The organism is Pedobacter sp. BMA (genome assembly GCF_001027745.1).
GTDB lineage: Bacteria > Bacteroidota > Bacteroidia > Sphingobacteriales > Sphingobacteriaceae > Pedobacter.
This window is the reverse complement of sequence record NZ_LECU01000006.1, coordinates 531,754-558,367: the sequence shown is the minus strand read 5'-3', so window position 1 is coordinate 558,367 and position 26,614 is coordinate 531,754. Positions and strand designations below refer to the sequence as shown.

The window sequence follows — 26,614 nt, the reverse complement described above, 5'->3', positions numbered from 1 at the left end:
GGACTAAATTATCATTTATTTAAGATAATTTTGCATGTAATCTCCAATTAAATAAATGCCAATAGTTTACAACAAAGATATTGATCAGCATTCGGTTTTGGCAATCTGGAAAATTGAGGAAACCGAAGAAGAACTGTTGGCTGGCTTACAGCTGAAACAACACGAACTGGATATTATTTCATCATTAAACAGTGGCAAAAGATTGCTGCACTGGCTAAGTACTCGCCTACTGCTCAGAAAAATGTTGAATACTGATGAATATATTGATTGCCAGTTCGATAGAGATGGAAAACCTTACCTGGTTAATTTCGACTACCACATCTCTTTAAGTCACTCTTATGATTATGCCGCTGTGATGATCAGCAAAGAGCATGCAGTGGGGGTTGATATAGAGTTAATCAAACATAAAATAAAAACAATAAAACACAAGTTTTTAAGCGACGTTGAACTTGCTCAAAAGCAACTTGGCGACAACATAGAAGGTTTATATGTAGCCTGGTGTGCCAAAGAGGCCATTTACAAATGGCATGGCAAAAAAGGACTAGAGTTTAAAGCGCATATTCATATTAAGCCATTTAAACTTAAAAATGAAGGCAGTTTAAGTGCGATTGTTGAATTGCCAGCAGGCACCAGAGAATTGGATGTAAATTATTTTAAAACGAAAGACGGATATATGTTGGGCTACGTAGCTAATCCTTCTTAAACATATTTGTGATGAAAGAAACAGCGGGAAAGGATTTGATTTTGATACCCACTCAATTTATAGACTGGGGCTTAACAGATTATCAGGAAGCCTGGGACAAACAGGAGGATTTGCTGAATAAAACGGTAGCGATTAAAACTGAAAACCGGCTAAATAACACACATACGCCCACGTCGAATTACCTGATCTTCTGTGAGCACCCTCATGTTTATACGCTTGGTAAAAGTGGCCATCCTGAAAATCTGTTGTTAGATGAGCAGGGGCTTAAAGATAAGCAGGCAACCTACTATAAGATTAACAGGGGAGGCGACATTACCTATCACGGACCAGGACAAATTGTAGGTTATCCGATTTTAGACCTCGACAACTTCTTCACAGATATACATCTTTACCTTCGCACCCTGGAAGAAGCCGTTATTCTGACTTTAAAAGACTACGGCATTGAAGCGGGAAGATACCCGGGATATACTGGTGTATGGCTTGATCCGGATAATGACAAAGCCCGTAAAATCTGTGCGATGGGTGTTCGCTGCAGCCGTTGGGTAACCATGCATGGTTTCGCCTTCAACGTAAACGTAGATCTCAATTATTTTAAAAATATTGTTCCCTGTGGTATTGATGATAAAGCCGTAACGTCACTTAAAGCCGAACTGGGATATGAGCTAAATCTGGAGGAGGTAGAAGAAAAACTCAAAAATCATATTGCAGATTTGTTTAAGATGGCACTGATTTAACCGGCAAATCTTTTTTCCCATACTTTGCGTAAGTTCTTTTATGAAACTTGCCACCTGCATTTTATTTTCTTTATTATCTTCGGCCTGTACTAAAAAAGCAGAAATGTCGGACACGAAGCAACCAGTTCAAATCATCACACAGGATACATCAGCACAAAAAGCGAAATTCACTTACCTGGCGTTAGGTGATTCCTATACAATAGGCGAATCTGTCACCCAGTCTGAGTCCTTTCCTTATCAACTTCAGCAGCTATTGAAAAATAATAACTTTCAGGTTGCTGATCCAAAAATCATTGCAAAAACCGGGTGGACTACAAATGAGCTTCAAACTGCAATCGCGACCGAAAACATCACTACTACATTCAGTTTCGTCACCCTTCTGATAGGAGTCAATAACCAATACCGGGAATATCCTTTAAATACCTATAAAAAAGAGTTTTCAGAGTTGCTCCAAAAGGCCATCGCATTTGCAGGTGGAAATAAGACCAGAGTTTTTGTTGTTTCCATTCCGGATTGGGGAGTTACACCATTCGCAAAAAGTTCCGGAAAAAATCCAGAGACTATTGCGAAGGAAATTGATGAATTCAATAAAGCTAACGAAGAAATTACACTTGCAGCTGGGGCAAATTACACGACTATAACCACGGCATCCCGAAGAGCAAAAACCGATCCTTCGCTTATTGCATCAGATGGTTTGCACCCGAGTGCAAAGATGTATGGCGAATGGGCACAAAGTTTATTTTCAAGGGTTAGCAGCATTCTAAAGTGAAATTGTAAGCTCATTTATTTAGATTGTAAATTAAATATTTTACTTTAGTTTAACTATTTAAATTAATTACTTAAATCCTATCTTATGAATGACTATGAAGCAAGCGGTGTAGCCGCAGGAATTGGCGCTGGTGCTGTTATCTTTTATCTGGCCATTTTGGTCGTAATGATTGTCGGAATGTGGAAGGTCTTTGAAAAGGCCGGTAAACCAGGATGGGCTGCCATCATTCCTATTTATAACCTGATTATCTTACTTGAAATTGTTGGCAAACCAATGATTTGGATTCTTTGGTTAATTATTCCTTGCGTAAACATTGTATTCGCAATCTGGCTTTACAATCTTGTAAGCAAGAGCTTTGGTAAATCAGAAGGATTTACGGTAGGACTGGTTATTTTCCCTTACATTTTCTGGCCAATATTAGGTTTTGGAAATGCGACGTATTTAGGCCCTTCTGCTGCGGAAGCTCAGAATGGTGGTTTTGGCAATCCACAAAATAATCCTTTCAACAACCCGAACAATCCATTTAATAAACCCAATAACCCATTTAATAACGGGAATGATAAACCTGAGCCACCAGTGGTATAATTCGTTTATTTCATGATCACCTTACAAGTATTTTGCAGCTTAGTTTCATTTGTAAACTGGCTGCAAAATCATTTACTACCCTGTCCTTTTAAAACTATTACAGGACTTGACTGTCCCGGATGTGGCTTCCAGAGATCTTTGGTAGCATTAATCACGGGAGACTTTGTTAAAAGCTTTCTTCTATACCCCCCAAGCATCTCTATTATCATTTCATTCCTGTCTGGACTGTTCTTCTACAATTTCCCAAAGAACCGGAAATATTTCCTGTTTAAACCTTTAGTGATCATCACAGGGAACATAATCATGTTCTCTTACATATACAAAATGCTTTTTGCTTAGTGATCGATTGAAGTTAGGTGTTTATAATCCTTCAATACTGCTTCGAGAAACTGTAGTTCATTCATCCCGGCAGGTACCTGCACTGCGATATGAGATTTGATTTTTGCCGCCAGAGCATAAATCAGTTCAGTATTGTTGGTTTGATAGTAACCAATCAAAACCTCATGAATCAGTTCTGCATCACGATCAGAAAGGTGTAATACTTCTTTAAATTGCGCTTCATATGTCTCCGGTAACACAAAGCTAAATGCAACATTTTGGTACTGCGTACGGGGTGTTGTTTTAATCAAAGTAGTTTTGGCCAGCATATCTCCCAAACGCTGATGGTTTTTACTTACTGCTACTGCCACAAGCGCTACCACTCCCCAACCGAAGGGAAAACCAAAATCTATTGCCCGAAATAACCACCGCATTAAATACTGACTGAAGGTTGGCTGGGTACCATCAATACTAATTACCTTTACTTTCATTACCCGTTTACCAACAGTTTGCCCGTTCATCACCATCTCGCAAACCAGGTCATAAAAAACAAAAATAGCCATGTACACAAAAAACAGAGTCATGGCAGCATATCCCGACATGCCCATCTGCGCGATCAGCATTAAAACTACAAAAATCACGGCCAGTGCTAAAAATATCCCGATATCTATACACCTGGCGGCAATCCGCTCTCCTAAACCTGCAATTTCATAATCGATATCTATATTTTGAGAAGTGTTAATTCTGATGCTATCCATATATCAAACATAATTTTTTTTAAGGAGATCTCCATAGCTCCTGCAAAAATTATAAACCGACTTTTCGCCCAGCATTTTTTTTATCCCTGAAAATTTAACTATTTTAACCCAAGATTTGGTAACGCCTTTACATGAGAGAAGCATTATTTGTTAAACAAAATTCAGACAAATGGCAGCGATATGAAAATATGCGCCAGGCTAATCCCGATGAAATTGCGACACAATTCATAGAAATCACTAACGACCTGGCTTATGCCAGAACTTTTTATCCCGATTCAAAAACAACAGCTTATCTAAATGGACTGGCTTCAAAACTCCATCAATCGGTTTATAAAAATAAAAAAGAAAAAACCAGCCGCTTTATCACTTTCTGGAAAACAGAACTACCGCTACTTTTTTTTGTTCACCGAAAGCAAATCTTTTATGCCCTGGCCTTTTTTCTGGTGGCCTGCGCAATTGGTGTGCTCTCTGCAAAATACGACGACACCTTCGTGCGCCTCATTATGGGAGATGAATACGTAAACATGACTAATGAGAACATTGCAAAAGGCGATCCGTTCGGCGTGTATAAACATCAGAATGAACTTGTTATGTTCGTTCAAATTGGCTCCAACAATATTTTCGTAGCCCTTTATACTTTCGTTCTCGGTATTATTTTTTCTATTGGCACCATTGTTTCCTTGTTTAGAAATGGCATTATGCTGGGATCTTTCCAATACTTTTTTTTCAGTAAAGGTCTGGGTATCCAATCTGTTCTTGTCATCTGGATCCACGGAACACTGGAAATTTCAGCAATTGTATTGGCCGGCGCCGCTGGCCTGGTTTTAGGTAATAGCTTTTTGTTTCCTAAAACTTATACAAGGAAAGCATCCGTTTTACAAGGGGCAAAAGACGGACTTAAAATGGTCATCGGCCTGGTACCCATCTTTATCGTCGCCGCAATTTTCGAAAGCTTTGTTACCCGACACACCGAAATGCCATGGATCTTAAGTTCGCTGATACTCTTAATATCCGCAGCATTTATGGTTTGGTATGTGATTATCTATCCCCTCAAATTATCTAAAAAAACGACTGTTAATTAATATGCTAACACCACTTGAATTTAAAAAAAGAAGAGATTTCGGGCAGGTCATTAATGATACATTTACTTTCATGCGCCAAAACTTCAAGCCGCTTATCAAAATTTATTTTATGTTTTGCGGACTTTTTGTACTGGCTAGTATGGCAACAATGCTATTGCAACAATACAAAATGGTTAATGTGATAAACAATGTCAGTGTAGATAATACCCGTGCTTTCGCTTTCGGGTCGATGTATGGAATCGAATATTTTTTGTCCATCTTCTTCACTATCATCTCATACACCAGCATGACCGTGGCAGTACATTCATATATCGCCATCTACGTGCAAAAAGGAAATGCGATACCTACAACAGATGAAGTCTGGGGATACTTTAAATATTACTTTTTCAGGGTTTTCTGGAGTTCGATTGTACTGTCACTATTATTGGGAGTAGGGATGTTATTTTGTCTCGTTCCGTTTTTCTGGCTCTTCCCTTACGTGTGCATGGTTTATCCCATTATGATTATTGAAAACAGCAGACTAGGCTATGCTTTTAACCGAAGCTTTGCACTGGTGAAGGATAACTTCTGGGTAACATTTGGCACAATTGTAATCGTTTGGATCATTGTGTATGCCTGCATGAGTATGGTTGTACTACCTACAAGTTTATTCAACATGGTAGGGATGTTCTCACACAAGTCTCCACAAATGTCATTAACACTCACCATGATCACCACAGTACTTCAATCGTTATGCCAGGTATTTTTCATTGTCCCTATCATTACCATAACCTTATCCTATTTCAGTTTGGTGGAACAAAAGGAGAGCCTCGGATTAATGGAACGTATTACGCAATTCGGAAATACTGAACAACCAACAGATCACCGACCAGAAGAATATTAATATGCTGCGATTTCTTGCCGGGTTTCTTTTTTTACTTGTGCTCTATCTCCATCCTGCCCAGGTTCATGCACAGGCTTTAAAACCCGTAAAAGCCGATACAGCTTTACGGAAAGACAGCAGTGATATTGCACCAGCAAAGTTTAACAGAGAGGCGATAAGAGACTATCAGGATCAAAAAGAATTTCAATACGACGATAATCAGGCACAACAACTATCATGGTGGGACAAATTCTGGATGATGGTATGGGCTATAATAGGCAGACTGTTTGTTGGTGCCGCATCTAATTATGTTTTAAAGTATTTCTTTATCGGTGCCGGAGTAGCCATTATCATTTACATTGTCATTAAGATGGTGGGTGCAGAAAATATTTTTAGCAAGAGATCGCAGGAAACAATATTACCATATGATGTAATTACTGAAAATATCCACGACATAGATTATGATCAGGAGCTTAATCGCCTGATCAGTGAAGGCAAGTATCGCCTTGCAGTAAGGATGCTCTATCTTCAGTCGTTAAAAAAACTGAGCGATGCACAGATCATTCAATGGCAACCTGATAAAACCAATTACAACTACCTGATGGAAATCAGTAAACCTGAATTGCGAAACAACTTTAGCCGTTTAACCATTCAGTTCGACTACATCTGGTATGGCGATTTCCCTATAGACAGTCATAATTTTCAACCAATCAACCAATTGTTTAATGAGTTTAAAACACAGATTAAATGAAAGGTTATAAAATCATTTTTGCTATTGGAGTGCTGCTCATCCTGGCTTATCTGGTTGCGCTCTACAACAAGCCTACACCCACCAACTGGGCGCCTACCTACCTCGGTAATGATAAAATTCCCTATGGTACCTATATCTTGCACAACAGGATTAGGGACATTGCACCAAAGGTGATTGTGGAACAATCGAAATTAGCTGTTTACAATACCCTTAAAAATACAAAAGTTACAGGCTCTACCTATCTTATAGTTGCCCAGAAAGCAGAAATCAGTACAACTGACTTTGGAGAGATGAAGAAATTTATGAACGCTGGTAATTCAATCTTCATTGCCAGCTATTCTTTTGGTAAAATGGCCAGTGAACTCAAACTGAAAACAAATGTAGGTTTGGCACAGGAGGGGAGGATACTCAACTTCACCAATCGAAATCTCAAAACCGAATCGAGTTACGGATTTAAACGGGGAATAGGTAGCCAGTATTTCAGTGCAATAGATAAATATAAGGCAATCGTACTGGGGGTAAATGGTTTGCAACAGCCCAACTTTGTGAAATATCAATTTGGGAAAGGGGCGCTGTACCTGGTAGCAGAGCCGGGCTTTTATACCAATTTTACCTTACTTGATAAATATGGTGCCGAATATGCTGCAAAAACACTTAGTTATATCCAAACAAGCAACCGGATTATTTTTGACGAGTACTTTGCAGAAAAAAAGAATGAAACTACCGATATACTCAGGGTTTTCTTTGAACATCCTGAATTAAGCTGGGCTTATTACCTCGCCATTTTCAGCTTAATTCTGTTTGTTTTGTATGACATGAAACGCAGGCAAAGAATAATTCCTGTAGCAGACCCCTACAAAAATTCATCCGTTGAATTTGTCAATGTAGTGGGAAGTGTTTATTATCATGAAAGAAATAACCTGGATATCGCCTTAAAAAAAATTAATTATTTTCTTGAATACCTACGCAGCAGATACCACCTTAAAACCAATGATATGGAGAGTGGCTTTGCAGAAATTTTAAAAGAAAAAACCGGAATAAATGAAATATCAGCAAAAACCTTGACCAGGTATTTTATTCAAATTCCAAAAATGAGCAATTTGAGCGATTATGAGCTGATTGCTTTAAATGACAGTATTGAACAATTTTATAAAAATACAACTAGAAATGGAGCAGGAACAATTTAACCAGCGTACAGATCTGACCACTTTAAACGAGGCAGTTAATCAGATCAGAAATGTACTTGGCGATATTATTATTGGACAGAAACAGGTTATAGACTTTTTAATTGTTGGCATGCTCGCTGATGGACACCTGCTCATTGAAGGTGTTCCCGGTGTTGCAAAAACGCTAAGTGCCAAGTTACTGGCCAAATCAATTGATGCACAATTTTCAAGGGTACAGTTTACGCCGGATTTAATGCCTTCAGACGTACTTGGAACACCGATCTTCAACACCAAAACCGGAGATTTCGAGTTTAGAAAAGGTCCGATATTTGGTAATATTATTCTCGTGGATGAGATCAACCGTGCCCCTGCAAAAACACAGTCTGCTTTGTTTGAGGTAATGGAAGAACGCCAGGTGACCATTGATGGCATTACCTATTTAATGGATGAGCCTTTTATGGTACTGGCCACCCAAAACCCGATTGAGCAGGAAGGTACCTATCGCCTCCCCGAAGCCCAGCTGGATCGTTTCTTATTGAAAATTGAGATCAAATACCCATCCCTGGAGGAAGAAACTGCAATACTGACAGCGCAGCACCACCTGGTGAACAAAACTTTATCGAGCGAAGTAAAAGCGGTATTGTCTGTCGATCAGATCCTGGCTGCAAGAGCTATTGTACGGAACTTATTTGTAGAGCCTAAATTGTTAGAATTTATCGCGAAAATAGTGAATGAAACACGCCATAATCCTGCGCTGTACCTCGGCGCATCTCCCCGGGCTTCACTGGCAATTGTACACAGTGCAAAGGCCCTTGCAGCGATTCAAGGACGTGATTTCGTAACACCCGATGATATAATCGCGGTAGTAACTCCGGTTCTAACCCACCGTATACTGCTCTCACCTGAAAAAGAAATGGAAGGCCTGACGACAAATGATATTATTAACCAGATCATCAGGCAAATCGAAGTTCCAAGATAAGCATTCACATATTACATAACAGCTGACTTTGAAAAAGATCATCGAACAATATTATACCAATCTGTTTCTTAACGACCGTTTATTTATGGTATTAGGAGCCTGCGTGGTCCTCTTTTTGTTAAAGTTCTTTTTCCATTGGCTGGGTTACATTCCGCAGGTTGCCATTGGCGCGGTGTGTATGCTTTTCTTTACCGATGTATTTATTTTATACCGCCAAAATGGGATTGAAGCTAAACGCATTACCCCGAAGCGTTTAAGTAATGGGGATGAAAATCCAATTCAAATCGAAATAAAGAACCGTTATGGATTCGAAGTCCGGGCACGTGTAATTGATGAAATTCCCTTTCAGTTTCAGGTTAGGGATAAAGACTTTAAATTTGGTTTAAAATCTGCTGAGGTTAAATCCATTCATTACAACCTGCGGCCTACAAAGCGTGGAGCATACGATTTTGGTTTTATCCGCACTTACATCAGTTCGCCATTAGGTTTAGTTAGCAGGAGATTTAATTTCGATGGTGCAGTTGTGCTTCCTGTTTATCCTTCCTTTATACATCTGGGGCAATATGAACTAATGGCGGTTTCCAATCAGCTTACCGATCTTGGAATAAAAAAAATCAGAAAAATCGGCCAGAGCCGTGAGTTTGACCAGATAAAAAATTATGTGGGAGGAGATGATATCAGGACCCTGAATTGGAAAGCCACAGCACGTAAGGGAAGCTTAATGGTAAACACCTATACAGATGAGCGGTCGCAGAATATTTATTGCCTGATTGATAAATCCAGAGTAATGCGGATGCCTTTTGAAGGGTTAAGCTTACTTGATTATGCGATCAATGCCAGCGTTGCGCTTGCAAAAGTTGCCATGCTTAAAGAAGATAAAGCAGGCTTGATCACTGTTTCTGAACGTATTGGCTCTATTTTGCCTGCCGACAGAAAAGCTGCTCAGCTCGGCAGCATCATGAATGTTTTATATCAGGAAAAAACAAGGTACCTGGAAAGCAATCTTGAAGCCCTTTACAGTTGCGTCCGCGCTGTGGTTAAGCAGCGTGGGCTATTGATCTTTTTCACCAACTTCGAAAGCTTATCGGCACTTCAAAGGCAAATGCCTTATCTGAGACGGCTGGCTAAATACCATCTTCTGCTCGTGGTCTTCTTCGAAAACACCGAATTAAAAGCGCTAAGCACCGAACCAGCCAAAAATATCGAGGGCATTTACCACAAAACAATCGCTGAAAAGTTCATCTATGAAAAGAAACTGATGGTTAAAGAGTTAAATAAAAACGGAATATTAACGGTTTTAACTGCTCCACAAAACTTAACCATCAATGTAGTAAACCAGTATCTGGCCATTAAGGCACAGAACAGAATTTAGCGATACCAGCGTACATCCCGGTCTTATTCCTCTTCCCGAAAGTACACCTTGTAAAAATTCATCGACTTGTCGTCATCGTAACCTTTCTCAATCATATCCTTATTACCATGGATATAAATGTGAAAGTTTTTATCAAGTTTCAGCACACTCTTGTAAGCACGTGCCTGTTTCTTCACTGCCGATTCGGCAATTTCGAAATGATCGGCAATCGGGCTCTCGTATTCCTCTTCGTAGTTTTTCTTATAATTTTTGAAAGACTCGATGCCTTCTGCATTACCGATTACCTCATTACCAAACTCCTCAATATCAAAGGCTTCCTTTTCTTTAAAATATTTCATAGAGCGGTTCAGCAGATCAATCTTATCTGCCTTACTAATCTCGTAATCGTCATCTAACTTCTGCGTAACAAAATTCTTATAAACCCCCAGGACGTTATTAGTCTGGTTGTAACTGTCATTTCTGATTTTTAACTTCAAAAATTCATCCTTCCAGTAAACAGCCGATTCGTTGTTACTTTTCGACTGATCCAGCACGACAACCTTATATCCCTCCCCCTGATCTACATTAAATATTAAACAACCCTTATCTAATTTATTAATACTGATTGCATCCTGTTCATAACTCATATTAAAGCCATCCAGTTCAGGGTAAACCTTTAAGTAAGTATCTTTAGTTTCTGATTTAAATATTCCCACCACATCCAGCTGCTCACCTTCAATCTGTACCTTTTCGAAATAGGTAACATATAGTTCGCCTGATTTGATTTTTGGATGGTTGGCTACATCATACAGGTACTTGGCCAATTGCTGTGAATTTTCATGAAAAAGCGTATTATTTTCAAAAATTTCGTGAGCAAAATGATAAACCTCGTTTAAATTTAAATTATCATTCGGATGATAAAAGCGGTAAACCTCGTTTACTTTTTCAAATGGTTTTAAGAAATACTGCATCAGCAGGTTACCCAATACCTCATCATCAATCTTCAAAGGTGCATCAGATAGTTTGTAATATTCTTCTACCAGTTTATTCCCTGTATGATGGATGGATAGTTGCTTTAATGAAGCTTCGAAAAATGAAATCATGCCGCAAAAGTAATCAAATATTGAAATAAGCGGGCTGAGAAAAGTTGTTCAGTAATAGCATATGAAAAAATAACTGTGTAATTTTTTTGATTGTACTTGCAACTAAATACATGGCAAACTATCTTTACCTAAAGATTTAGTTAGTTAATAAGATGCAACATTTCTTCAAATGATGTGTCTGTAAAACAGAGGGTAATTATCCGTCACATATTTTATAACGTTCATCACATTTTTAACCAAAAAAGCCTGGACACATCTATTTTAGATTCCTTATCACTACAATACATGAAGAAACATTTACTTTTAATTGCATTTTGCCTTGCGTCATTACATCTTTTCGGACAAAAAAATGGTAGTATAACAGGTATTTTGGCTGATAGTGCCAATCATAAAAATACCCTGAACTATGCAACCATCTCGGTTTACAAAACTGGTGATAGTGTTTTAACGACTTACAAACTTTCTGATGAAAAGGGGCTTTTCAGAATCAATAACCTGCAAACCGGGATCAAATACAGGTTAGTGGTGAATGCATGGCAGTTTGGAATTTACAGGAAAGAAGTAGAACTTACTGCGCAAAACCCCACATTAAATCTTGGAACATTGTACCTTTCCAGCAGAGCAAATGACCTGAATGAGGTGACTGTAACAGCTGAGCGGCCTCCAGTAATTGTACGTAAGGATACCATTGAATTTAATGCCGAATCATTCAAAACCCTGCCTTCTGCGGTAGTGGAAGACTTGTTAAAAAAGCTTCCGGGAGTAAAAATTGCAGAAGACGGTTCGATAACCGTAAATGGTAAAACGGTAAGTAAAATTCTGGTTGATGGTAAAGAGTTTTTTGGAGGTGATCAGCAGATTGCAACCAAAAACCTTCCGGCAAATATCATCGATAAAGTTCAGGTAGTAGATGACAAGCAGGCGAAAAGAAGAAATCCTGACCTTGTTGCTGCAGAAATTCCGCAGGTAATTAATTTAAAACTAAAAAGAGCCATCAAACAAGGTGCATTTGGTAAATTGTACGCAGGAGGCGGTTTAAGGCAACTCTATCAGGCAGGTGGCTTAATGAACTTTTTCAGGGATACCACACAGGTAAGCATCCTGGGATATGGGAACAACATCAACCAACCTGGCTTCAACCCTAATGACGTTCAGCGCCTTGGCGGTTTTAACCGAAGTGGGGTTAATTCGATGATGATGAATTCCGGAGGTTATTTCGAATTTAATGGTATAGGTTTTGGAGGTGCCACTAGTGGCGTCCAAACCTCGTCTGGTGCTGGTTTTAATCTGAATACCCTCACAAAAAAAGGGATTAAATTAAATACTCAATATTTTTTCGGTAAATCTGATAATGTACTGGAACGCTTATCAAACACCAATCAAACATTGGGTACCGACAGGCTCATCACCAACACCAATGAAAACACCAGCTCCATTACTTTGAAGCATAATATTGCCGGAAAATTAGACTGGCAGATCGATTCACTTACACAAATTACCATTGAGCCTTTTGTGGTTTTGAATTCAAATAATTCAGTAAGCAGAACGCTTTCCAGAAATACAAATGCTTCTGGTACCCTCATCAATTCACTCAGCAATTTAAACGACCGCAATAATGCCACCAATAAATATCAACTTGTTGGTGATCTTAGCAAGGACTTTAAAAAGGCCGGACGTTCATTTAGTGTGGGTTTTGACGTGTCTTCAACCCCTAATCCCAACATAAATTTTAACCGGAGCACCCGCATTACCTATCTAACCCCCTCTACTACAGAAACAGATCAATTGAGGAATAACCAAATTGATAACTTCAGGTCATATCTCTATGCCAACTATTCAGAACCCATTAGTAAGAAGTTAAGTCTTAAAGTTGATGTGAACGGAAATGTAATCAATAATGAAAATGCACTAAACACATTTTACCGTAATCCTGCAAATCAGTTATATGATGTGGTTATTCCAAGTTTAACTCAAACTGTTAAACAATTCGGCGTCAAAACTAATGCAAACCTGAGTTTAAACTATAAAATTACAAAGGATTTGAATATCCAACCCGGGTTGATCTACAACTATATTGGCTTAAACAACCGTTTTACTAATAGGGAGGATATTGACCAGCGGTACAATTTTATGTGGCCAACCTTTCAATTACGCTATAAAATATTCAGGCTAAGTTATTCCGCACGTTTCGCAGAGCCAGATGTAAATTACCTTCAGCCCGTGGCAGATAATACCAATGCGCTCTATATCCGGAATGGAAATCCTAATTTGTTACCTGCCCGTACGCAGACCTTCAATCTAAACATGTATAAGTACGATCCTAAAAGCCAGATCAATTACAATTTATACGGATATGGAAACTTTACTAAAAACGGTATCATTAATACCGTAAATATCAGTAATGGTATACAAACGGTCAACCCTATAAATTCAGGCGGAATTTATAGTTTCAGTGGAGGTGGTAATATCTCTAAAGACTTTAAGAAGGATAAAACAAGCCTTAAGGTAGGCGCAGGTTTATGGGTGAACTTCAACCATTCGCCCGTGATCATTAATGATATCCGCAGCGATGCCGACGTGTTTAATATCGGCCCTAACGCCAGTGCACGTTTGAATTTAAATGATGTTATAGAAATCAACCAGTCTTACTCCATAAACCTGAACCGCAGTAAGTATCAGGATGCCTATTACACCAATTTAAGCAACAATACCCAGCAAAGTACATCTGAACTTATTGTCCGCTATCCGAAAAAACTCGTTTTTGAAACCAGTTATGGGATGACCATCAATAGCCAAAGCATTAATGGTTATAACAATAACATTAAATTATGGAATGCAGCACTTACTTATTTATTGATGAAAAACGACCGTTTACAACTTAAACTTTCAGTTAATGACATTATGCAAAGCAATGTGCGAAGAAACATTCAAATTACTGGTAACAGTATAGTGGATAGTCAAAGTAATAATCTTGGAAGATATGGAATGCTTACTGTGACCTACAACATCCAAAACTTCGGACAGAAAGTGGGTGGTAGATCGACGTTTTTCAGTTTTTAATTTTATATAGCTATGCTTAAATCAATTCAAAAATAAATCAGCCAGCAATTCATACGATTTAATCCTGTCTTCAAAGTGTTCAGTGATCGTCACTGCCATGAGTTCATCGACAGCATAGTCGTTTGCAAGTTTGGTCAGTTTTTCCTGAATAACATCTGGTGTACCGAATATCATTCGGGGTTTGTTCGCGTCTATCCGGGCCTGTTCAGCACTATTATAAGTTAAGTGTTTAATATCTTCATAACCCGTTGATGTTAATCCAGCCCCTTTTTCTAGTTGTAAAAAACGATAGCTCATCAGCGCTGCCTGCTGTTCTACTTTTTCTTCACTCTCAGAACAGAAAACGAACAGTGCAACGTTGTCTGCAGGCGCTATTAAATCTAAGGATGGCTTAAAATTTTTCCGATAATACTGAACCGCTGCCGGCCCGCCAACAGGATTTATAAAATGAGCAAACGAAAGCCCCATGCCAAAATGTGATGCAAATAATGCACTTTGTCCACTGCTACTCAACAGCCACTGATGCGGTACTGTTTCCGCAATTGGAATAGCTTTGATTTTCGCCTGAATTCCTCCGTCAGAAGTATCATGAAGATAATGTTGAAGTTCATTTAGCTGCTCCATGAAGTCCTGTTCACTCCAGTTGTTAGATGGATTAAGCATTGATGCCGTAATTCTGTCGGTTCCCGGAGCACGCCCCATCCCCAGATCAATTCGGTTAGGATGCATCACCTCCAGCAGCCTGAAACTTTCAGCAACCTTTAATGCACTGTGGTTAGGCAACATGATGCCCCCTGATCCAATGCGCATGGTTTTTGTGTGATTAGCGAGATGTGCAATCAAGATTTCAGGAGTCGAACCAGCCAGGCTGCTGGTATTATGGTGTTCGGAAACCCAAAAACGGTGGTAGCCTAACCTTTCTGCTTCCTGTGCCAGTAATGTGGTTTCTTCTATTGCCCTCGCGGCATTAACACCTTTTCTTACAGGTGACTGATCTAAAACGCTGAGTTTAATTTTTATGCTAGCCATTGTACCTGCAAATGTATACGAGGCCAGATTGAAATTAAAAGTTCAAAAGCCTTTATGACTTTTAGATTATTACGCCTGTGTCAATTTGACTAAATACTGATCTTCCCCGTCATCGAAAATCATTTCGCAATTCCAACCAGTTTCGTTCGCAACGTTTTTAATGGTGTTTTCATCCACGTATATCCAGTTAAACCAGTGTCCTTTTTCACCTTTATACTCATATTGATAAGAAACCTCGCCATAATATTGATTTTGGGGCTTAGGTAACTCTTCATATAAGTAGGAAATATCCGATGAATCAAATAACACCTGGCCTCCGGGGTTTATCAGGTCTTTTAGTCTGATTAAGAAATTTTTAAACCCAGCTAAAGTTCCTGTTAATCCAATCCCGTTCATTAACATCAAAATGGTGTCGAACTTTTCATTGTAGCTATACACATCCTGGAGCAAAGCATTTTTCACTCCGCGGTCTTTCATGATGCTCACCGCGGCTTCAGATACGTCAATCGCGGTAACATCAATATTAAAGGCTTGTAACAGCAACGCATGACTACCAACACCAGCCCCAATGTCTAATACTTTCCCGCTACACATTTGTAATGCCTGAAGTTCTAAAACCGGCATGTCTTCGTCGTCCCGAAAAAAGAATTCCAAAGGCATTTCTTCAGGTTCACCGTAAGAATTGTGCAACCACAGTACATCAGCTTCGCCGGTTTTGTAAATATCATTCAGTGCTTTACCAAAAACATCCATAGCGCAAAGATAGAAAACAGGCTTGTAAGACGAAATGCTAAGTTTTTAATCCAACTCAAACTCCTGGTGATATTCAGGAATTGCAATATGTTTAAAGCCGGCGTCTTTTAATCGTGTGGCAAAATTCTGTTGTATATCATACTCCCCATGAACCAAAAATACCTGTTTCACCTTCTCCGGATTCTGGCAGGATAAAAAATGTAATAAGTCTTCATAATCGCCATGAGCACTCATGGATTTAATCGATTGTACTTCTGCCTTTACATCGTATTCATCCCTGAAAATCTCCACAACTTTTTTCCCGGCGATCAGTTGCCCACCAAGGGAGTTAGGCTCACAATATCCCACCATTAAAATCGTATTCTTATGATTACTGATATTATTTCTGATGTGATGTCTTACCCGGCCAGCCTCTGCCATTCCAGATGCGGAAATAATTACACACGGGCGCGGGTCCTGATTCAGAGCCTTTGATTCCTCTACACTTTCAATAAAACGAAGTCCTTTAAAAGCTAAAATATCATGATCTACTTTTAAAACTTCCTTTACCCCGTTGTTATAAACTTCAGGATGGTTCTTTAAAATTTCCGTGGCTTTTGATGACAAAGGACTATCGACGTAATAGGAAACATCCGGCAATTTGCCTTTTAGTTCGAGCCCATTTAATGCATAAAGTAACTCCTGAGTACGTCCAACCGCAAATGCAGGTATAATCACTTTACCTTTCTTAACCTTACAAGTTTGATTAATGACATCCAAAAGCAGCTCCTCTATCGGATCCAGATCCTTATGCAACGAATCTCCATATGTAGATTCCATTAAAATATAATCTGCCTGATCAAACTGTTGCGGACTTTTTAAAAGTAAATCTCCATAGCGGCCAACATCTCCTGAAAATGTGATGCGTGTCGATCGATTATCTTCACGGATGGTTAAATGAACTGCTGCACTGCCTAAAATGTGTCCGGCATCAGTAAAGCGTAAGGTGATGTATTGGTCGATTTCGAATTCTTCTTCATACTCCACAATTTTCATCTGACTGAGGGTTTTATTTACGTCCTGATCGGTGTAAAGCGCCTCTTCCATTTCTTCGCCTTCACGTAAATGCCTGTTCGAAAATTCTGCATCCTGCATTTGAATCTTGGCTGAATCCATCATTAATATTCTCGCCAGGTCCATTGTAGCAGAGGTACAGAAGATGGTTCCTGAAAATCCATCAGCAACCAGCTTTGGCAACAAGCCACAATGATCGATGTGGGCATGAGAAAGAACTAAATAGGTGACTTTAGTGGCATCGAACCCGAAATAGTCGTTAAGTTTATCAGTAACTCTACCCATCCCTTGAAACAGGCCGCAGTCTAATAATATTTGAGTATTGTTGTTTAAAGTGATGAGGTGTTTACTGCCGGTAACCGTACGGGCCGCACCGTGGAAAGCAATTTTCATTTAAATGTGGTTAGAAATATTAGCATAAAAATGCCGGAATTATCCGGCATTTACAATTTTTATGCATGTACATCCGCTATTTTATCTTTAACCTTATCAGCAACGTCCGAAGCTTTGCTGGCCAAACCTGCTAATTTATCTTTTGATGAATCCAATAGGTCTGCAAAGAAATCAGAAACCTTTTCTTTTAGGTCGCTACTGGAATCTGAAGATAATGCTAACGCAATGGTTGCTCCTAGTGCTGCTCCGGCTAAAACGCCAACGATAATTTTTGTTTCTTTTTTCATGGTCTTAGTTATTTAGTATGTAAACATATTTAAGATGCTCGTGTTTTAAATTTTATAACAAAAAACAATCCACTGTAAAAAAAATGTCCCGATTTGCATCGGGACATTTAAGTTTATTCTATCCTCTTCCGCCTCTCGAAGGCCTGCCTCCTTCTGAACTGCGGCTTTCATTACTTCTTTGTTGCTGTTGTTGAGCTCTTTGCTGCTCGACCTGCTGCGAACGTTGCTGTTGCTGCTGAGCCCTTTGCTGCTCGGCTTGCTGCGAACGTTGCTGCTGCTGCTGAGCCCTTTGCTGCTCGGCTTGTTGCGAACGTTGCTGTTGCATCTGTTCATTGCGTTGTGCTCTCTGCTGATCCATTTGCTGCGAACGTTGCTGTTGCATCTGTTCATTGCGTTGTGCCCTCTGCTGATCCATTTGCTGCGAACGTTGCTGCTGCATTTGCTCATTACGTTGTGCCCTTTGCTGATCCATTTGCTGCGAACGTTGCTGCTGCATTTGCTCATTACGTTGTGCCCTTTGCTGATCCATTTGCTGCGCGCGCTGCTCATTTGGTCTTCTGTCAAAACCCGACTGAGCATCCCTTGGATTTACACCATTCGGATTACCACGATCTGCTCTGCCATTAGAATTCCTGTCATACACATTACCTCTGTTTCCATTAGCCTGGTTTTCTCTTCCCGGATTCACATCATTGCCACGATTAGGTTGAGCTGGTCTGTTATCATTTCGCGATCCAAAGCGGTTATCATTACCATTTACACCACGATCGTTGTTATTTCCATTTCGGGGATCGCGGTTAGCATAGCCTTCATTTCTTCCACCTCTGCTAAAGCCTGCGTTACCTTGTTCAAATTTTCGTGGAGCTGCTTTTCTATTATCAACCTGATTGCGCTCTGGTCTTGGTCTGTATATCGAAACTTCTCTTCCACCAATCCTGCTTGCACCCGGACGGTTACTTTGAGCATATCTGTAAACAGTTACATCGCGGTTGGTTGCACGTCTGATATCTTCAATCCTTGGTCCGCCGTAATAAGATCTTCTATTATATACATAAGTATTATTAATGATCGTTGTATTCCGGATATACACATTATTCCGTCCATAATCATATCTCGGGAATGTATTAATGTAAATGCTGGCTTGCGGTATAAAATTCCAACAAAACTCAGGTACTGAATAACGGCGGCCGAAGCTTAAATTAATGCTGATAGCAGGAGCCATCGGAGCCCATCCATAATACCCATCGCCACTTCTCCAGTCAACCCATGCTGGTCCCCATGTAGTATCTGGTAACCAGATCCATTGACGATAGCCGTTAATTACCCAGCGGCCGTAGTGAAATGGAGCCCAACCCCAGTCATAACTGGAAACCCAGGTATTTCCATATTCAGTCATCGCCCATCGACCATTGGTATAGTATGGTCTGAACTCGCTTTGGTCTACATCCGGACGCCATACATAACCATATTGCGGATCCTGAATCCAGGTTCCATATGGAGATAGCTCATCATAGAAAGTTTGCATAGAAACGTTGCCAGTGCTATAGCCGTCATCCTGGTAATCGTCCTGATAGTCTTGTGCCCTGACTAAAGTAGTGGTTCCGGCAAGGAGCGCAAAAAGCCCCAGCACAATTGCCTTTAATTTCAGTGTTTTCATTTGTGTGTTTATTTAATAACCTATGTTGTGTGTATCAATTAGAGCACCAAAAAAATACAAAGTTTAATATGCTTGCATAGTTTTTTGCTTTTGTGCCAAATATTGCCATCCAGGGCACATTTAACTCTTATTTAACGTTTTAAGCCTGGCTTAATTGTGCAAAAAAAGAGTCATTCAGAAATAAAATTTGCTACACCACTGTTTAGAAAAGAGATTATACTGCCACTGAAGAAAACTTTAAAACATTAATTCTATTTATTGTGAGTATTTTTGCAGTATGCAAAATGGCACCTTATACCTTATACCTGTACCACTCGCCGAAGAAGTGGCTCACAAAACATTTACCCCTTATTTGGTTGACACCATAAACCAGATCGACACGTATATCGTGGAAAACAGTAAAACTGCCCGCCGGTTTTTGAAGGAGGCTGGCTTAACTACGCCTCAAAAAGACCTGATTGTGCACGACTATGGAAAACATAACCGTAGCGATTTGGGCCAGTTTTTTAATGAATTGGCTGCAGGGAAGGATGTGGGATTAATGAGTGAGGCCGGATGTCCGGGTATTGCAGATCCAGGTGCAGACATTGTTGCTGAAGCACATAAACGAGGTATTAAAGTAGTACCACTTGTTGGCCCGAGCTCAATCCTGCTTGCATTAATGGCATCTGGTTTCAATGGTCAGAGTTTTGCGTTCTGGGGATATCTGCCAATCGATAAGGAGCAACGTACTAAACGTATTAAAGATCTTGATCTTTCAGCAAGCCGTTATAAGCAGACGCAAATCTTCATTGAAACTCCGTTTCGTAATAACCAGTTGTTTGAAGAGATCTTGAAAAGCTGCAAACCCAACACCCAGATTTGTGTGGCTAGCAACTTAACAGCTGAAGATGAGTACATTAAAACACAGAGTGTTTATAACTGGCGTAAGGAAGAAATTGATCTTCACAAAAAACCCACAATATTTTTGATGTATTAAGATATCAATTGGTTAACTGTATTAATTAACAGTTAACCAATTGAGTATTTACCGGTACATCCCTTTGCGCTCAATAAAGTTGATCACTTCATCAGGTAGAAAGAACTGCACGTTTTTTTTATTCCTGATTGAAGAGCGGATAAAAGTTGATGATATTTCCATTTGTGGCGTTGCTGTGAATGTAATGGAAGGATGATTTTCCCATTCTGAAACATCGGCTCCCGGACGCGGATAAACGTAAATCTGGTAATTTTTCAACAGGGCCTCGTAATTTTTCCATTTCTTTAAAGAAACAAGATTATCGGCCCCCATGATCAATACAAACTCTTTGCCTGGGTATTTCTCATTCAAATAGATAAGCGTATCGACAGTGTAGGAGGGTTGAGGTAATCCAAATTCAATATCTGAAACCTTTATGTTCTCTGTATTTGTAGTCGCCAGTCGGGCCATTTCCAAACGATCGTACATATTACTTAATCCCTTTTTATCTTTTAAAGGGTTATGAGGTGAAACCACGAGCCACACTTCGTCCAGCCCGGTGTAATTAGCCATGTAATTGGCTATGATCAGATGGCCTGTATGAACAGGGTTAAAAGAGCCAAAGAAAAGACCAGTCTTCATTCTCGGATTTCATTTTTTAAGATCACTCCGTCAGCAACAGAAACTAACTATTTAAAAAATCACCAACAAGCTTTTCGGCTTCCGCACAGGCGGTGGTTAAATCAAAATTCTTTAAAATCACATCAAATTTATCAGCATAGGTTAACTCCTTTTCAGCTTTGATGAATCGTTCTTGTAATTTCTCTGCACTATCTGTACCCCTTCCGCTTAAGCGCTCTTTCAAAACTTCCAGCGAAGGCGGTTGAACGAAAATGGCTAATGCATCATCTTCATACTTTCGTTTTAAACGCAGACCTCCTTCTACATCGATATCAAAAATAACATGCTGTCCGTTATCCCATATCCTATCTATTTCAGAGCGCAATGTTCCGTAAAACGTACCATTATATACCTCCTCAAATTCTACAAATTCCTGGTGGGCAACTTTATGTAAAAATTCTTCTTTGCTGATAAAATAATAATCGTTTTCATGTGTCTCGTCTCCCCTCAGCTGACGGGTTGTAGCTGATATGGAGAAGCTTAACTCAGGGAACTTCTTTAACAGATGATGTACTATGGTTGTTTTACCTGCTCCGGATGGCGCAGAAAATATGATTAATTTACCGTGTTTCATTTTTTAAGCTGAACGCTAATAGATAAAGACCAGGAAGCGCTCGCTTTAGCCCTTAGTCTTTTTGCTATAATACATTAAGTAATTGTTCCTTGATTTTTTCTAACTCTTCTTTCATTCCAACAACAAACTGCTGCATCTGAGCATCGTTTGCTTTTGCGCCCATGGTGTTAATTTCACGACCAATTTCCTGAGAAATAAAGCCCATTTTCTTACCATTTGCTTCCTTACTTGCAAGTGTTTGCAAAAAATAATCGCAATGGCTTTTTAGGCGGGTTTTCTCTTCAGTGATGTCAATTTTATCTATGTAATAAATCAGCTCCTGTTCAAAACGATTCTGATCAATATTAACTTTACCAACCGCGTCTTCCAGAAACTGAGAAAACTTCTCACGGATGTGGGCAATACGTTTCGGTTCAAGTTCCTCAACAAATTTAAAGTAAGAAAGAATATTCTTAATCCTCAGCTCCAGATCTGCCTTTAAAACTGCCCCTTCATCCTCTCTGAACTTATTGAAATTAGATAATGCATCAAGGAAAATCTGATAAAGGTGATTCCATTCATCTTCACTTACACTTTCTTCTTTGTAACTGATTACTTCAGGAAAGGTCAAAGCCGTTTGCAATAAATTGCTGCTTTCTGCCCCGAGTTGCGAATTTACTTCAACCAGTTGTTTGTAGTAATGGCTCAGTAACGCCGTATTTATAGTTGCGCCGGTAAGTTCACCACTTGCTTTTTCTACATTAATGCTCAAACTTACCTTACCACGCTCGATATCTTTGCTGCAGATATTACGCAATGTTAATTCTTTATCAGAAAAGGCTTTGGGATATTTTAAATTAAGCTCGAGAAATTTGCTGTTCAGCGACTTAATTTCGACACTATACTTTGCGTTTGCATAATCGGCTGTTGCTAAGCCATATCCTGTCATGGATTTTATCATGCGCAAAGATAGAAAAATAACTTTAGAGTTTTTTAATACACCTTCGCTTTACGTTTCCAGGTAGCGATGAATACCGCCATATTAACCATAAATAAACATTAAAGCATTAACGTTATTTAACAAAACGAAAGGTTAACAAGTGTTAATTTTACTAAAAATAACCCGATGGATACAAAAGCATATTTGACGGCAATTATCCTGTTATCACTTTTGCTCCCGTTAACAAATACACACGCGCAACAAATTGTAGCGAAAGGGGTTATTTCAGAAAAGGGAACCACCATTCGTATTGCATTAGCCCTGGTAATTGATACAGATACTCACATTAGCGTGGGCAGCAATGATATGGGTTTATTTCAAATCAAGGCTAGAGTTGGTGATACATTATGGTTTTACAAGCGAAACTTTGAAGCTCAGTTTGCCGTTGTCAAAAATGATCAGGATATGATGATAAATCTCATTCGGGCAGATAAAATCCTGGAAGATGTAACAATCAGACCTGAAAACAAACAAGAAAACTTATCAGCTGTTAGACTAGAACACCGTAAGAAAACTTACTTTTATGGACATAAGCGAAATCCGTTATATTATTTACGTTCGCCAATTGCTGCAATATTGGAATTGATGGGTACTGAAAGAAAAAATGCAAAACGCTTTGACCGATACCTTGACAAAGAAGAACAGGAACTTGAGGTAGATAAGTACTTCAATTTGAGCATGGTTAGACGCAATACAAACTTGACTGGAAAAGCGCTGGAAAAGTTTATGCTTGATTATCGCCCAAAACATGAACAGATAAAAGAATGGAATACATACGACGCTGCAACTTATATTAAAAAATCTGCTGCTTTTTACTTAGATACTTTGACTACTGACAAATGATAAAAATTTTGAAATACACTTTTCTCCTGCAAATACTATGTTTGTATTGTACTTTAACAAAAGCGCAGGACTTTATTGTAAAGGGGGTAGTAATTGAAAAGGGTTCGAACATTCGCATAGCGCTCGCCGAAATTACCAACCAGCGTACCGGATTAGGGGTAGGCAGTAACGACATTGGTATGTTCCAGCTGAAAGCAAAAATTGGCGATACCTTGTATGTAAGCAAGAGAAATTTAATAGATCAGCAGATTGTAGTAAGGGGCGACCAGGATCTTCTGATCTATCTGGTAAGGGGAAGCACTACACTTGATGAAGTGACCATTGTCGGCAATAACAAAAAGCAGGACCTGGCAGATTTAAAACGAGATTTTAAAAATAAAGGTGTATATAATGGCGGAAAGACCACGTTTCTCTCAGCTGTGTTTAGTCCCTTAAATGCGCTTTATAATCTAGTCGGAAAAGATCCTAAAAATGCACGCAGGTTTAGCAGATATGCAGACAATGAGCTAAAACAGACACAGATTGATCAATACTTTAATGGTACGATCATTCAGAACAATACTAATCTGAGGGGTAAGGAACTGGAAACCTATATGCTAAACTACAGACCTGAATACGATAAAGCGCAGTACTGGAACAGCTATGACTATATAAAATATATCAAGGAATCTTCTAAGAAGTTTACTGACACGCTTGGTAAAGGAAAATAAGATGATTCGATAAATTTGAGGTAATAATCTGATTGGTAATAATTGGTAGCTAAAGCAGCAAACTAAATGCTTAATGCCTCGCAGGCTTTCTCGGCAGCAAGCTTTTCAGCATTTTTCTTATTATAGTCTCTGCCGGTTCCTTGTTTTTCACCGTCCACAATAGCGCTAATAGTGAACAGCTTTGCGCTCTCTCCTTCACCATTTTGCACAAGTTCAAACATCACATCTTTTCCATGGCGCTGGCACCATTCAATCAGTTTACTTTTGAAATTCGTTTCAGTAAGCTCAAGGGTATGAATATCGATGTGAGGCTTAACTATTCTTCTGAGCAGAAAATCTTTGGTAAAGTTGTAGCCTTTATCCATATAAATTGCACCTACGATTGCTTCAAAGGCATCACCTAGCATAGAATTATGCTTGGTTTGCACACTCACCGAGCGTTGATCGAACTGAATTAATTTGTCAAAGCCAATCTTTTTCGCAAGCTGATTCAAATTTGCACGATTAACGATTTTGGATCGCATCTCTGTTAAAAAACCCTCTTCCTTGTAAGGATAGTGCTTAAAAAGCAGTTCTGCGATAACCGAACCTAATACAGCATCTCCAAGAAATTCTAAACGCTCATTGCTGCTTCTGCTGCCATTTTTAAGAACTTTGGCAACAGAACGATGTCTGAAGGCCATCTTATAAAGCGTAACATTTCCTGGTATAAAGCCTAAAATGTTTCTCAGCTTTTTTACAAATTCTTTCTCTGGAGAAAGATACAGTTTATATAATTTAAATATCGGCATTAAATAAATAACACAATTAACGGCTAATCAGCATATTTAACTAAGTTATCCATTTTTAATTAGCATACAAAATTATATAGCAAAGCAGTAAAATTAATCTTCGTATTTCTTGAAAATCACTGAGGCATTATGACCACCGAAACCAAATGTATTGCTTAATGCAGCCTTTACTTCTCGTTTTTGAGCTTTATTAAAAGTAAAATTCAGCTTTGGATCAAAGGCAGGATCATCCGTAAAATGATTAATTGTTGGAGGAACAATATCATTTTGAACAGAAAGAATCGCCGCAATCGCTTCAATTGCACCAGCAGCACCTAATAAGTGCCCTGTCATTGATTTTGTAGAACTGATGTTTAAACGATAGGCGTCTTCTCCGAAAAGATCAGCAATGGCTTTGGTTTCACTGATATCGCCAAGCGGCGTAGATGTACCATGAACATTGATGTAGTCAATATCGGCAGTAGTCAATCCTGCGTCTTTTAAGGCATTCGTCATTACCATCCTTGCACCTAAACCTTCAGGATGGGGAGCAGTGATGTGATTAGCATCCGCACTCATACCACCTCCAACAAGCTCTGCATAAATTTTTGCACCCCTTGCTTTTGCATGTTCAAGTTCTTCCAGGATAATGGTTCCGGCACCTTCACCAGCCACAAAGCCGTCGCGGTCTTTATCAAAAGGTCGTGATGCGGTTTGAGGATCGTCGTTGCGTGTAGATAAGGCATGCATGGCATTGAAACCACCCATCCCTGCTTCGTTAATGATGGCTTCAGATCCACCGCTGATGATCACATCGGCCATACCCAGTCGGATATAGTTGAACGCATCGATCATGGCATTGGTTGATGAAGCACAAGCAGAAACAGTGGCAAAATTTGGCCCGCGAAGGCCATATTTGATAGAGATATGCCCTGGAGCGATATCTACGATCATTTTCGGAATAAAAAATGGATTGTATCTTGGCGTACCATCTCCTTTAGCAAAATTCGAAATCTCGTCTAAAAAAGTTTTCAATCCACCTATACCTGCACCCCAGATAACACCGATTCTGTTGGTATCCAGTTTCTCAAAATCGAAACCACCATCTTTCACAGCTTCATCTGTAGCAACTAAGGCATACTGTACAAACGGATCTAACTTGCGGGCTTCTTTTTTCTCCAGAAATTCTTCCGGATTGAAATTTTTAACCTCACATGCGAATTTTGTTTTGAACTTTTCAGTATCAAAACCTTTAATAGGAGCAGCGCCACTCACCCCGTTAGTCAATCCTTCCCAAAAATCAGGGACATTATTGCCTATAGGAGTGAGCGCACCCAACCCTGTTACTACTACTCTTTTTAATTCCATTTATACTGAAAAAGCGTAATTCTATTTAACGTTTTTTTCCAAATAAGCGATTGCCTGACCAACTGTACCGATGGTTTCAGCCTGATCATCAGGAATAGCTACATTGAATTCTTTTTCAAATTCCATGATCAACTCTACAGTATCCAAAGAATCTGCACCTAAATCGTTGGTGAATGAAGCCTCTGGTGTAACTTCACTTTCGTCAACACCTAGTTTCTCTACGATAATAGCCTTAACTCTTGAAGCAATATCAGACATAATTTTATAATTTAATGGTTAAATAATTCTGTGCAAAGAAAAATAAATTCTTACAATTTTCAAATGTTTTTATTTCGACA

At 39.2% G+C, this 26,614-nt stretch carries 28 protein-coding genes; 15 read left to right on the top strand and 13 right to left on the bottom strand.

The genetic code is table 11. From position 1 onward, the window contains the following. Positions 1–55: 55 nt before the first annotated feature. The 5 genes from AB669_RS14535 (at position 56) to AB669_RS22585 (ending at position 3,130) form a co-directional block, all read left to right on the top strand. Complete coding sequence (locus AB669_RS14535) at positions 56–703, top strand: 4'-phosphopantetheinyl transferase superfamily protein (protein ID WP_047800012.1); 648 nt, start codon at positions 56–58, stop codon at positions 701–703. 11 nt (positions 704–714) lie between these two features. Next, the gene (lipB, locus tag AB669_RS14530; protein WP_047800011.1) at positions 715–1,437 is read left to right on the top strand and encodes a lipoyl(octanoyl) transferase LipB; all 723 of its coding nucleotides are present in this window, start codon (positions 715–717) and stop codon (positions 1,435–1,437) included. A 103-nt stretch (positions 1,438–1,540) separates the two neighbouring features. Continuing rightward, positions 1,541–2,206 (top strand): SGNH/GDSL hydrolase family protein, encoded by a 666-nt coding sequence (locus tag AB669_RS14525; RefSeq protein WP_231582684.1) that lies wholly within the window; start codon positions 1,541–1,543, stop codon positions 2,204–2,206. A gap of 84 nt (positions 2,207–2,290) precedes the next feature. Next, complete coding sequence (locus tag AB669_RS14520; protein WP_047800009.1) at positions 2,291–2,791, top strand: DUF5684 domain-containing protein; 501 nt, start codon at positions 2,291–2,293, stop codon at positions 2,789–2,791. Positions 2,792–2,803: 12 nt separating this feature from the next. Then, positions 2,804–3,130, top strand: coding sequence for a DUF2752 domain-containing protein (locus AB669_RS22585; protein ID WP_082120686.1), 327 nt, complete (start codon positions 2,804–2,806; stop codon positions 3,128–3,130). On the opposite strand, the gene AB669_RS14515 is transcribed toward AB669_RS22585, so the two are convergent. Continuing rightward, the gene (locus AB669_RS14515; RefSeq protein WP_047800008.1) at positions 3,127–3,867 is read right to left on the bottom strand and encodes an RDD family protein; all 741 of its coding nucleotides are present in this window, start codon (positions 3,865–3,867) and stop codon (positions 3,127–3,129) included. The two genes, AB669_RS22585 and AB669_RS14515, sit on opposite strands and share 4 nt — an antisense overlap. 131 nt (positions 3,868–3,998) lie before the next feature. Here AB669_RS14515 and AB669_RS14510 point away from each other — a divergent pair, with 131 nt between their 5' ends. From AB669_RS14510 to AB669_RS14485, 6 genes are read left to right on the top strand one after another with little or no spacing between them, the layout of a single operon-like run. Continuing rightward, entirely contained in the window at positions 3,999–4,949 is a 951-nt protein-coding gene (locus AB669_RS14510; protein WP_047800007.1) for a stage II sporulation protein M, read from the top strand. A gap of 1 nt (position 4,950) precedes the next feature. Next, entirely contained in the window at positions 4,951–5,832 is an 882-nt protein-coding gene (locus AB669_RS14505) for a hypothetical protein (RefSeq protein ID WP_047800006.1), read from the top strand. A 1-nt stretch (position 5,833) separates the two neighbouring features. Beyond that, positions 5,834–6,562, top strand: coding sequence for a DUF4129 domain-containing protein (locus AB669_RS21605; protein WP_053058420.1), 729 nt, complete (start codon positions 5,834–5,836; stop codon positions 6,560–6,562). Continuing rightward, the gene (locus AB669_RS14495) at positions 6,559–7,749 is read left to right on the top strand and encodes a DUF4350 domain-containing protein (protein WP_047800005.1); all 1,191 of its coding nucleotides are present in this window, start codon (positions 6,559–6,561) and stop codon (positions 7,747–7,749) included. The genes AB669_RS21605 and AB669_RS14495 overlap by 4 nt, the downstream gene beginning before the upstream one ends. Beyond that, positions 7,730–8,707 carry a MoxR family ATPase gene (locus AB669_RS14490; RefSeq protein ID WP_047800004.1) on the top strand — a complete coding sequence of 326 codons (978 nt, stop codon included), beginning with the start codon at positions 7,730–7,732 and terminating at the stop codon, positions 8,705–8,707. The genes AB669_RS14495 and AB669_RS14490 overlap by 20 nt, the downstream gene beginning before the upstream one ends. A 28-nt stretch (positions 8,708–8,735) precedes the next feature. Continuing rightward, positions 8,736–10,079, top strand: coding sequence for a DUF58 domain-containing protein (locus AB669_RS14485; protein ID WP_047800003.1), 1,344 nt, complete (start codon positions 8,736–8,738; stop codon positions 10,077–10,079). 23 nt (positions 10,080–10,102) lie between these two features. Here the strand turns inward: AB669_RS14485 and AB669_RS14480 are convergent, their stop codons facing one another. Beyond that, entirely contained in the window at positions 10,103–11,161 is a 1,059-nt protein-coding gene (locus tag AB669_RS14480) for a nucleoid-associated protein (RefSeq protein ID WP_047800002.1), read from the bottom strand. A gap of 285 nt (positions 11,162–11,446) precedes the next feature. Between AB669_RS14480 and AB669_RS14475 the strand changes: the two genes are divergently transcribed. Further along, positions 11,447–14,221 (top strand): outer membrane beta-barrel protein, encoded by a 2,775-nt coding sequence (locus AB669_RS14475; protein WP_047800001.1) that lies wholly within the window; start codon positions 11,447–11,449, stop codon positions 14,219–14,221. 21 nt (positions 14,222–14,242) lie between these two features. Here the strand turns inward: AB669_RS14475 and AB669_RS14470 are convergent, their stop codons facing one another. The 5 genes from AB669_RS14470 to AB669_RS14450 all read right to left on the bottom strand — a co-directional run bounded on the left by AB669_RS14470 (position 14,243) and on the right by AB669_RS14450 (position 19,393). Further along, entirely contained in the window at positions 14,243–15,250 is a 1,008-nt protein-coding gene (locus AB669_RS14470; RefSeq protein ID WP_047800000.1) for an LLM class flavin-dependent oxidoreductase, read from the bottom strand. Positions 15,251–15,319: 69 nt separating this feature from the next. After that, positions 15,320–16,003, bottom strand: coding sequence for a bifunctional 2-polyprenyl-6-hydroxyphenol methylase/3-demethylubiquinol 3-O-methyltransferase UbiG (locus AB669_RS14465; RefSeq protein WP_047799999.1), 684 nt, complete (start codon positions 16,001–16,003; stop codon positions 15,320–15,322). A 45-nt stretch (positions 16,004–16,048) separates the two neighbouring features. Continuing rightward, on the bottom strand, positions 16,049–17,449 hold the full coding sequence (locus AB669_RS14460; RefSeq protein WP_047799998.1) for an MBL fold metallo-hydrolase RNA specificity domain-containing protein: 1,401 nt from the start codon (positions 17,447–17,449) through the stop codon (positions 16,049–16,051). A gap of 59 nt (positions 17,450–17,508) precedes the next feature. Then, positions 17,509–17,736 (bottom strand): YtxH domain-containing protein, encoded by a 228-nt coding sequence (locus AB669_RS14455; RefSeq protein WP_047799997.1) that lies wholly within the window; start codon positions 17,734–17,736, stop codon positions 17,509–17,511. Positions 17,737–17,854: 118 nt separating this feature from the next. Continuing rightward, positions 17,855–19,393, bottom strand: coding sequence for a DUF6600 domain-containing protein (locus AB669_RS14450; protein WP_047799996.1), 1,539 nt, complete (start codon positions 19,391–19,393; stop codon positions 17,855–17,857). Between the two features lie 277 nt (positions 19,394–19,670). On the opposite strand from AB669_RS14450, the gene AB669_RS14445 reads away from it, so the two are divergent. Further along, entirely contained in the window at positions 19,671–20,372 is a 702-nt protein-coding gene (locus tag AB669_RS14445; protein ID WP_047799995.1) for an SAM-dependent methyltransferase, read from the top strand. Positions 20,373–20,420: 48 nt separating this feature from the next. Here the strand turns inward: AB669_RS14445 and nadD are convergent, their stop codons facing one another. The 3 genes from nadD to AB669_RS14430 form a co-directional block, all read right to left on the bottom strand. Beyond that, complete coding sequence (gene nadD / locus AB669_RS14440) at positions 20,421–20,993, bottom strand: nicotinate (nicotinamide) nucleotide adenylyltransferase (RefSeq protein WP_047799994.1); 573 nt, start codon at positions 20,991–20,993, stop codon at positions 20,421–20,423. Between the two features lie 43 nt (positions 20,994–21,036). After that, positions 21,037–21,606 carry a guanylate kinase gene (gene gmk, locus AB669_RS14435; RefSeq protein ID WP_047799993.1) on the bottom strand — a complete coding sequence of 190 codons (570 nt, stop codon included), beginning with the start codon at positions 21,604–21,606 and terminating at the stop codon, positions 21,037–21,039. 64 nt (positions 21,607–21,670) lie between these two features. Then, a complete protein-coding gene (locus AB669_RS14430) occupies positions 21,671–22,534 on the bottom strand; it encodes a YicC/YloC family endoribonuclease (RefSeq protein WP_047799992.1) in 864 nt (287 codons plus the stop codon). A gap of 177 nt (positions 22,535–22,711) precedes the next feature. Here AB669_RS14430 and AB669_RS14425 point away from each other — a divergent pair, with 177 nt between their 5' ends. Continuing rightward, positions 22,712–23,428: a hypothetical protein gene (locus AB669_RS14425; RefSeq protein WP_053058419.1), complete on the top strand. Its 717-nt coding sequence runs from the start codon at positions 22,712–22,714 to the stop codon at positions 23,426–23,428. After that, a complete protein-coding gene (locus AB669_RS14420; RefSeq protein ID WP_053058418.1) occupies positions 23,425–24,138 on the top strand; it encodes a hypothetical protein in 714 nt (237 codons plus the stop codon). Before AB669_RS14425 ends, AB669_RS14420 begins: the two co-directional genes overlap by 4 nt. Before the next feature lie 62 nt (positions 24,139–24,200). On the opposite strand, the gene rnc is transcribed toward AB669_RS14420, so the two are convergent. The 3 genes from rnc to AB669_RS14405 form a co-directional block, all read right to left on the bottom strand. Then, positions 24,201–24,929, bottom strand: a complete 729-nt coding sequence (rnc, locus tag AB669_RS14415; RefSeq protein ID WP_047799991.1) for a ribonuclease III — start codon at positions 24,927–24,929, stop codon at positions 24,201–24,203. 93 nt (positions 24,930–25,022) lie between these two features. Next, complete coding sequence (gene fabF, locus AB669_RS14410) at positions 25,023–26,276, bottom strand: beta-ketoacyl-ACP synthase II (protein ID WP_047799990.1); 1,254 nt, start codon at positions 26,274–26,276, stop codon at positions 25,023–25,025. A gap of 21 nt (positions 26,277–26,297) precedes the next feature. Continuing rightward, positions 26,298–26,534: an acyl carrier protein gene (locus AB669_RS14405; protein ID WP_008508386.1), complete on the bottom strand. Its 237-nt coding sequence runs from the start codon at positions 26,532–26,534 to the stop codon at positions 26,298–26,300. Positions 26,535–26,614 lie beyond the last annotated feature (80 nt).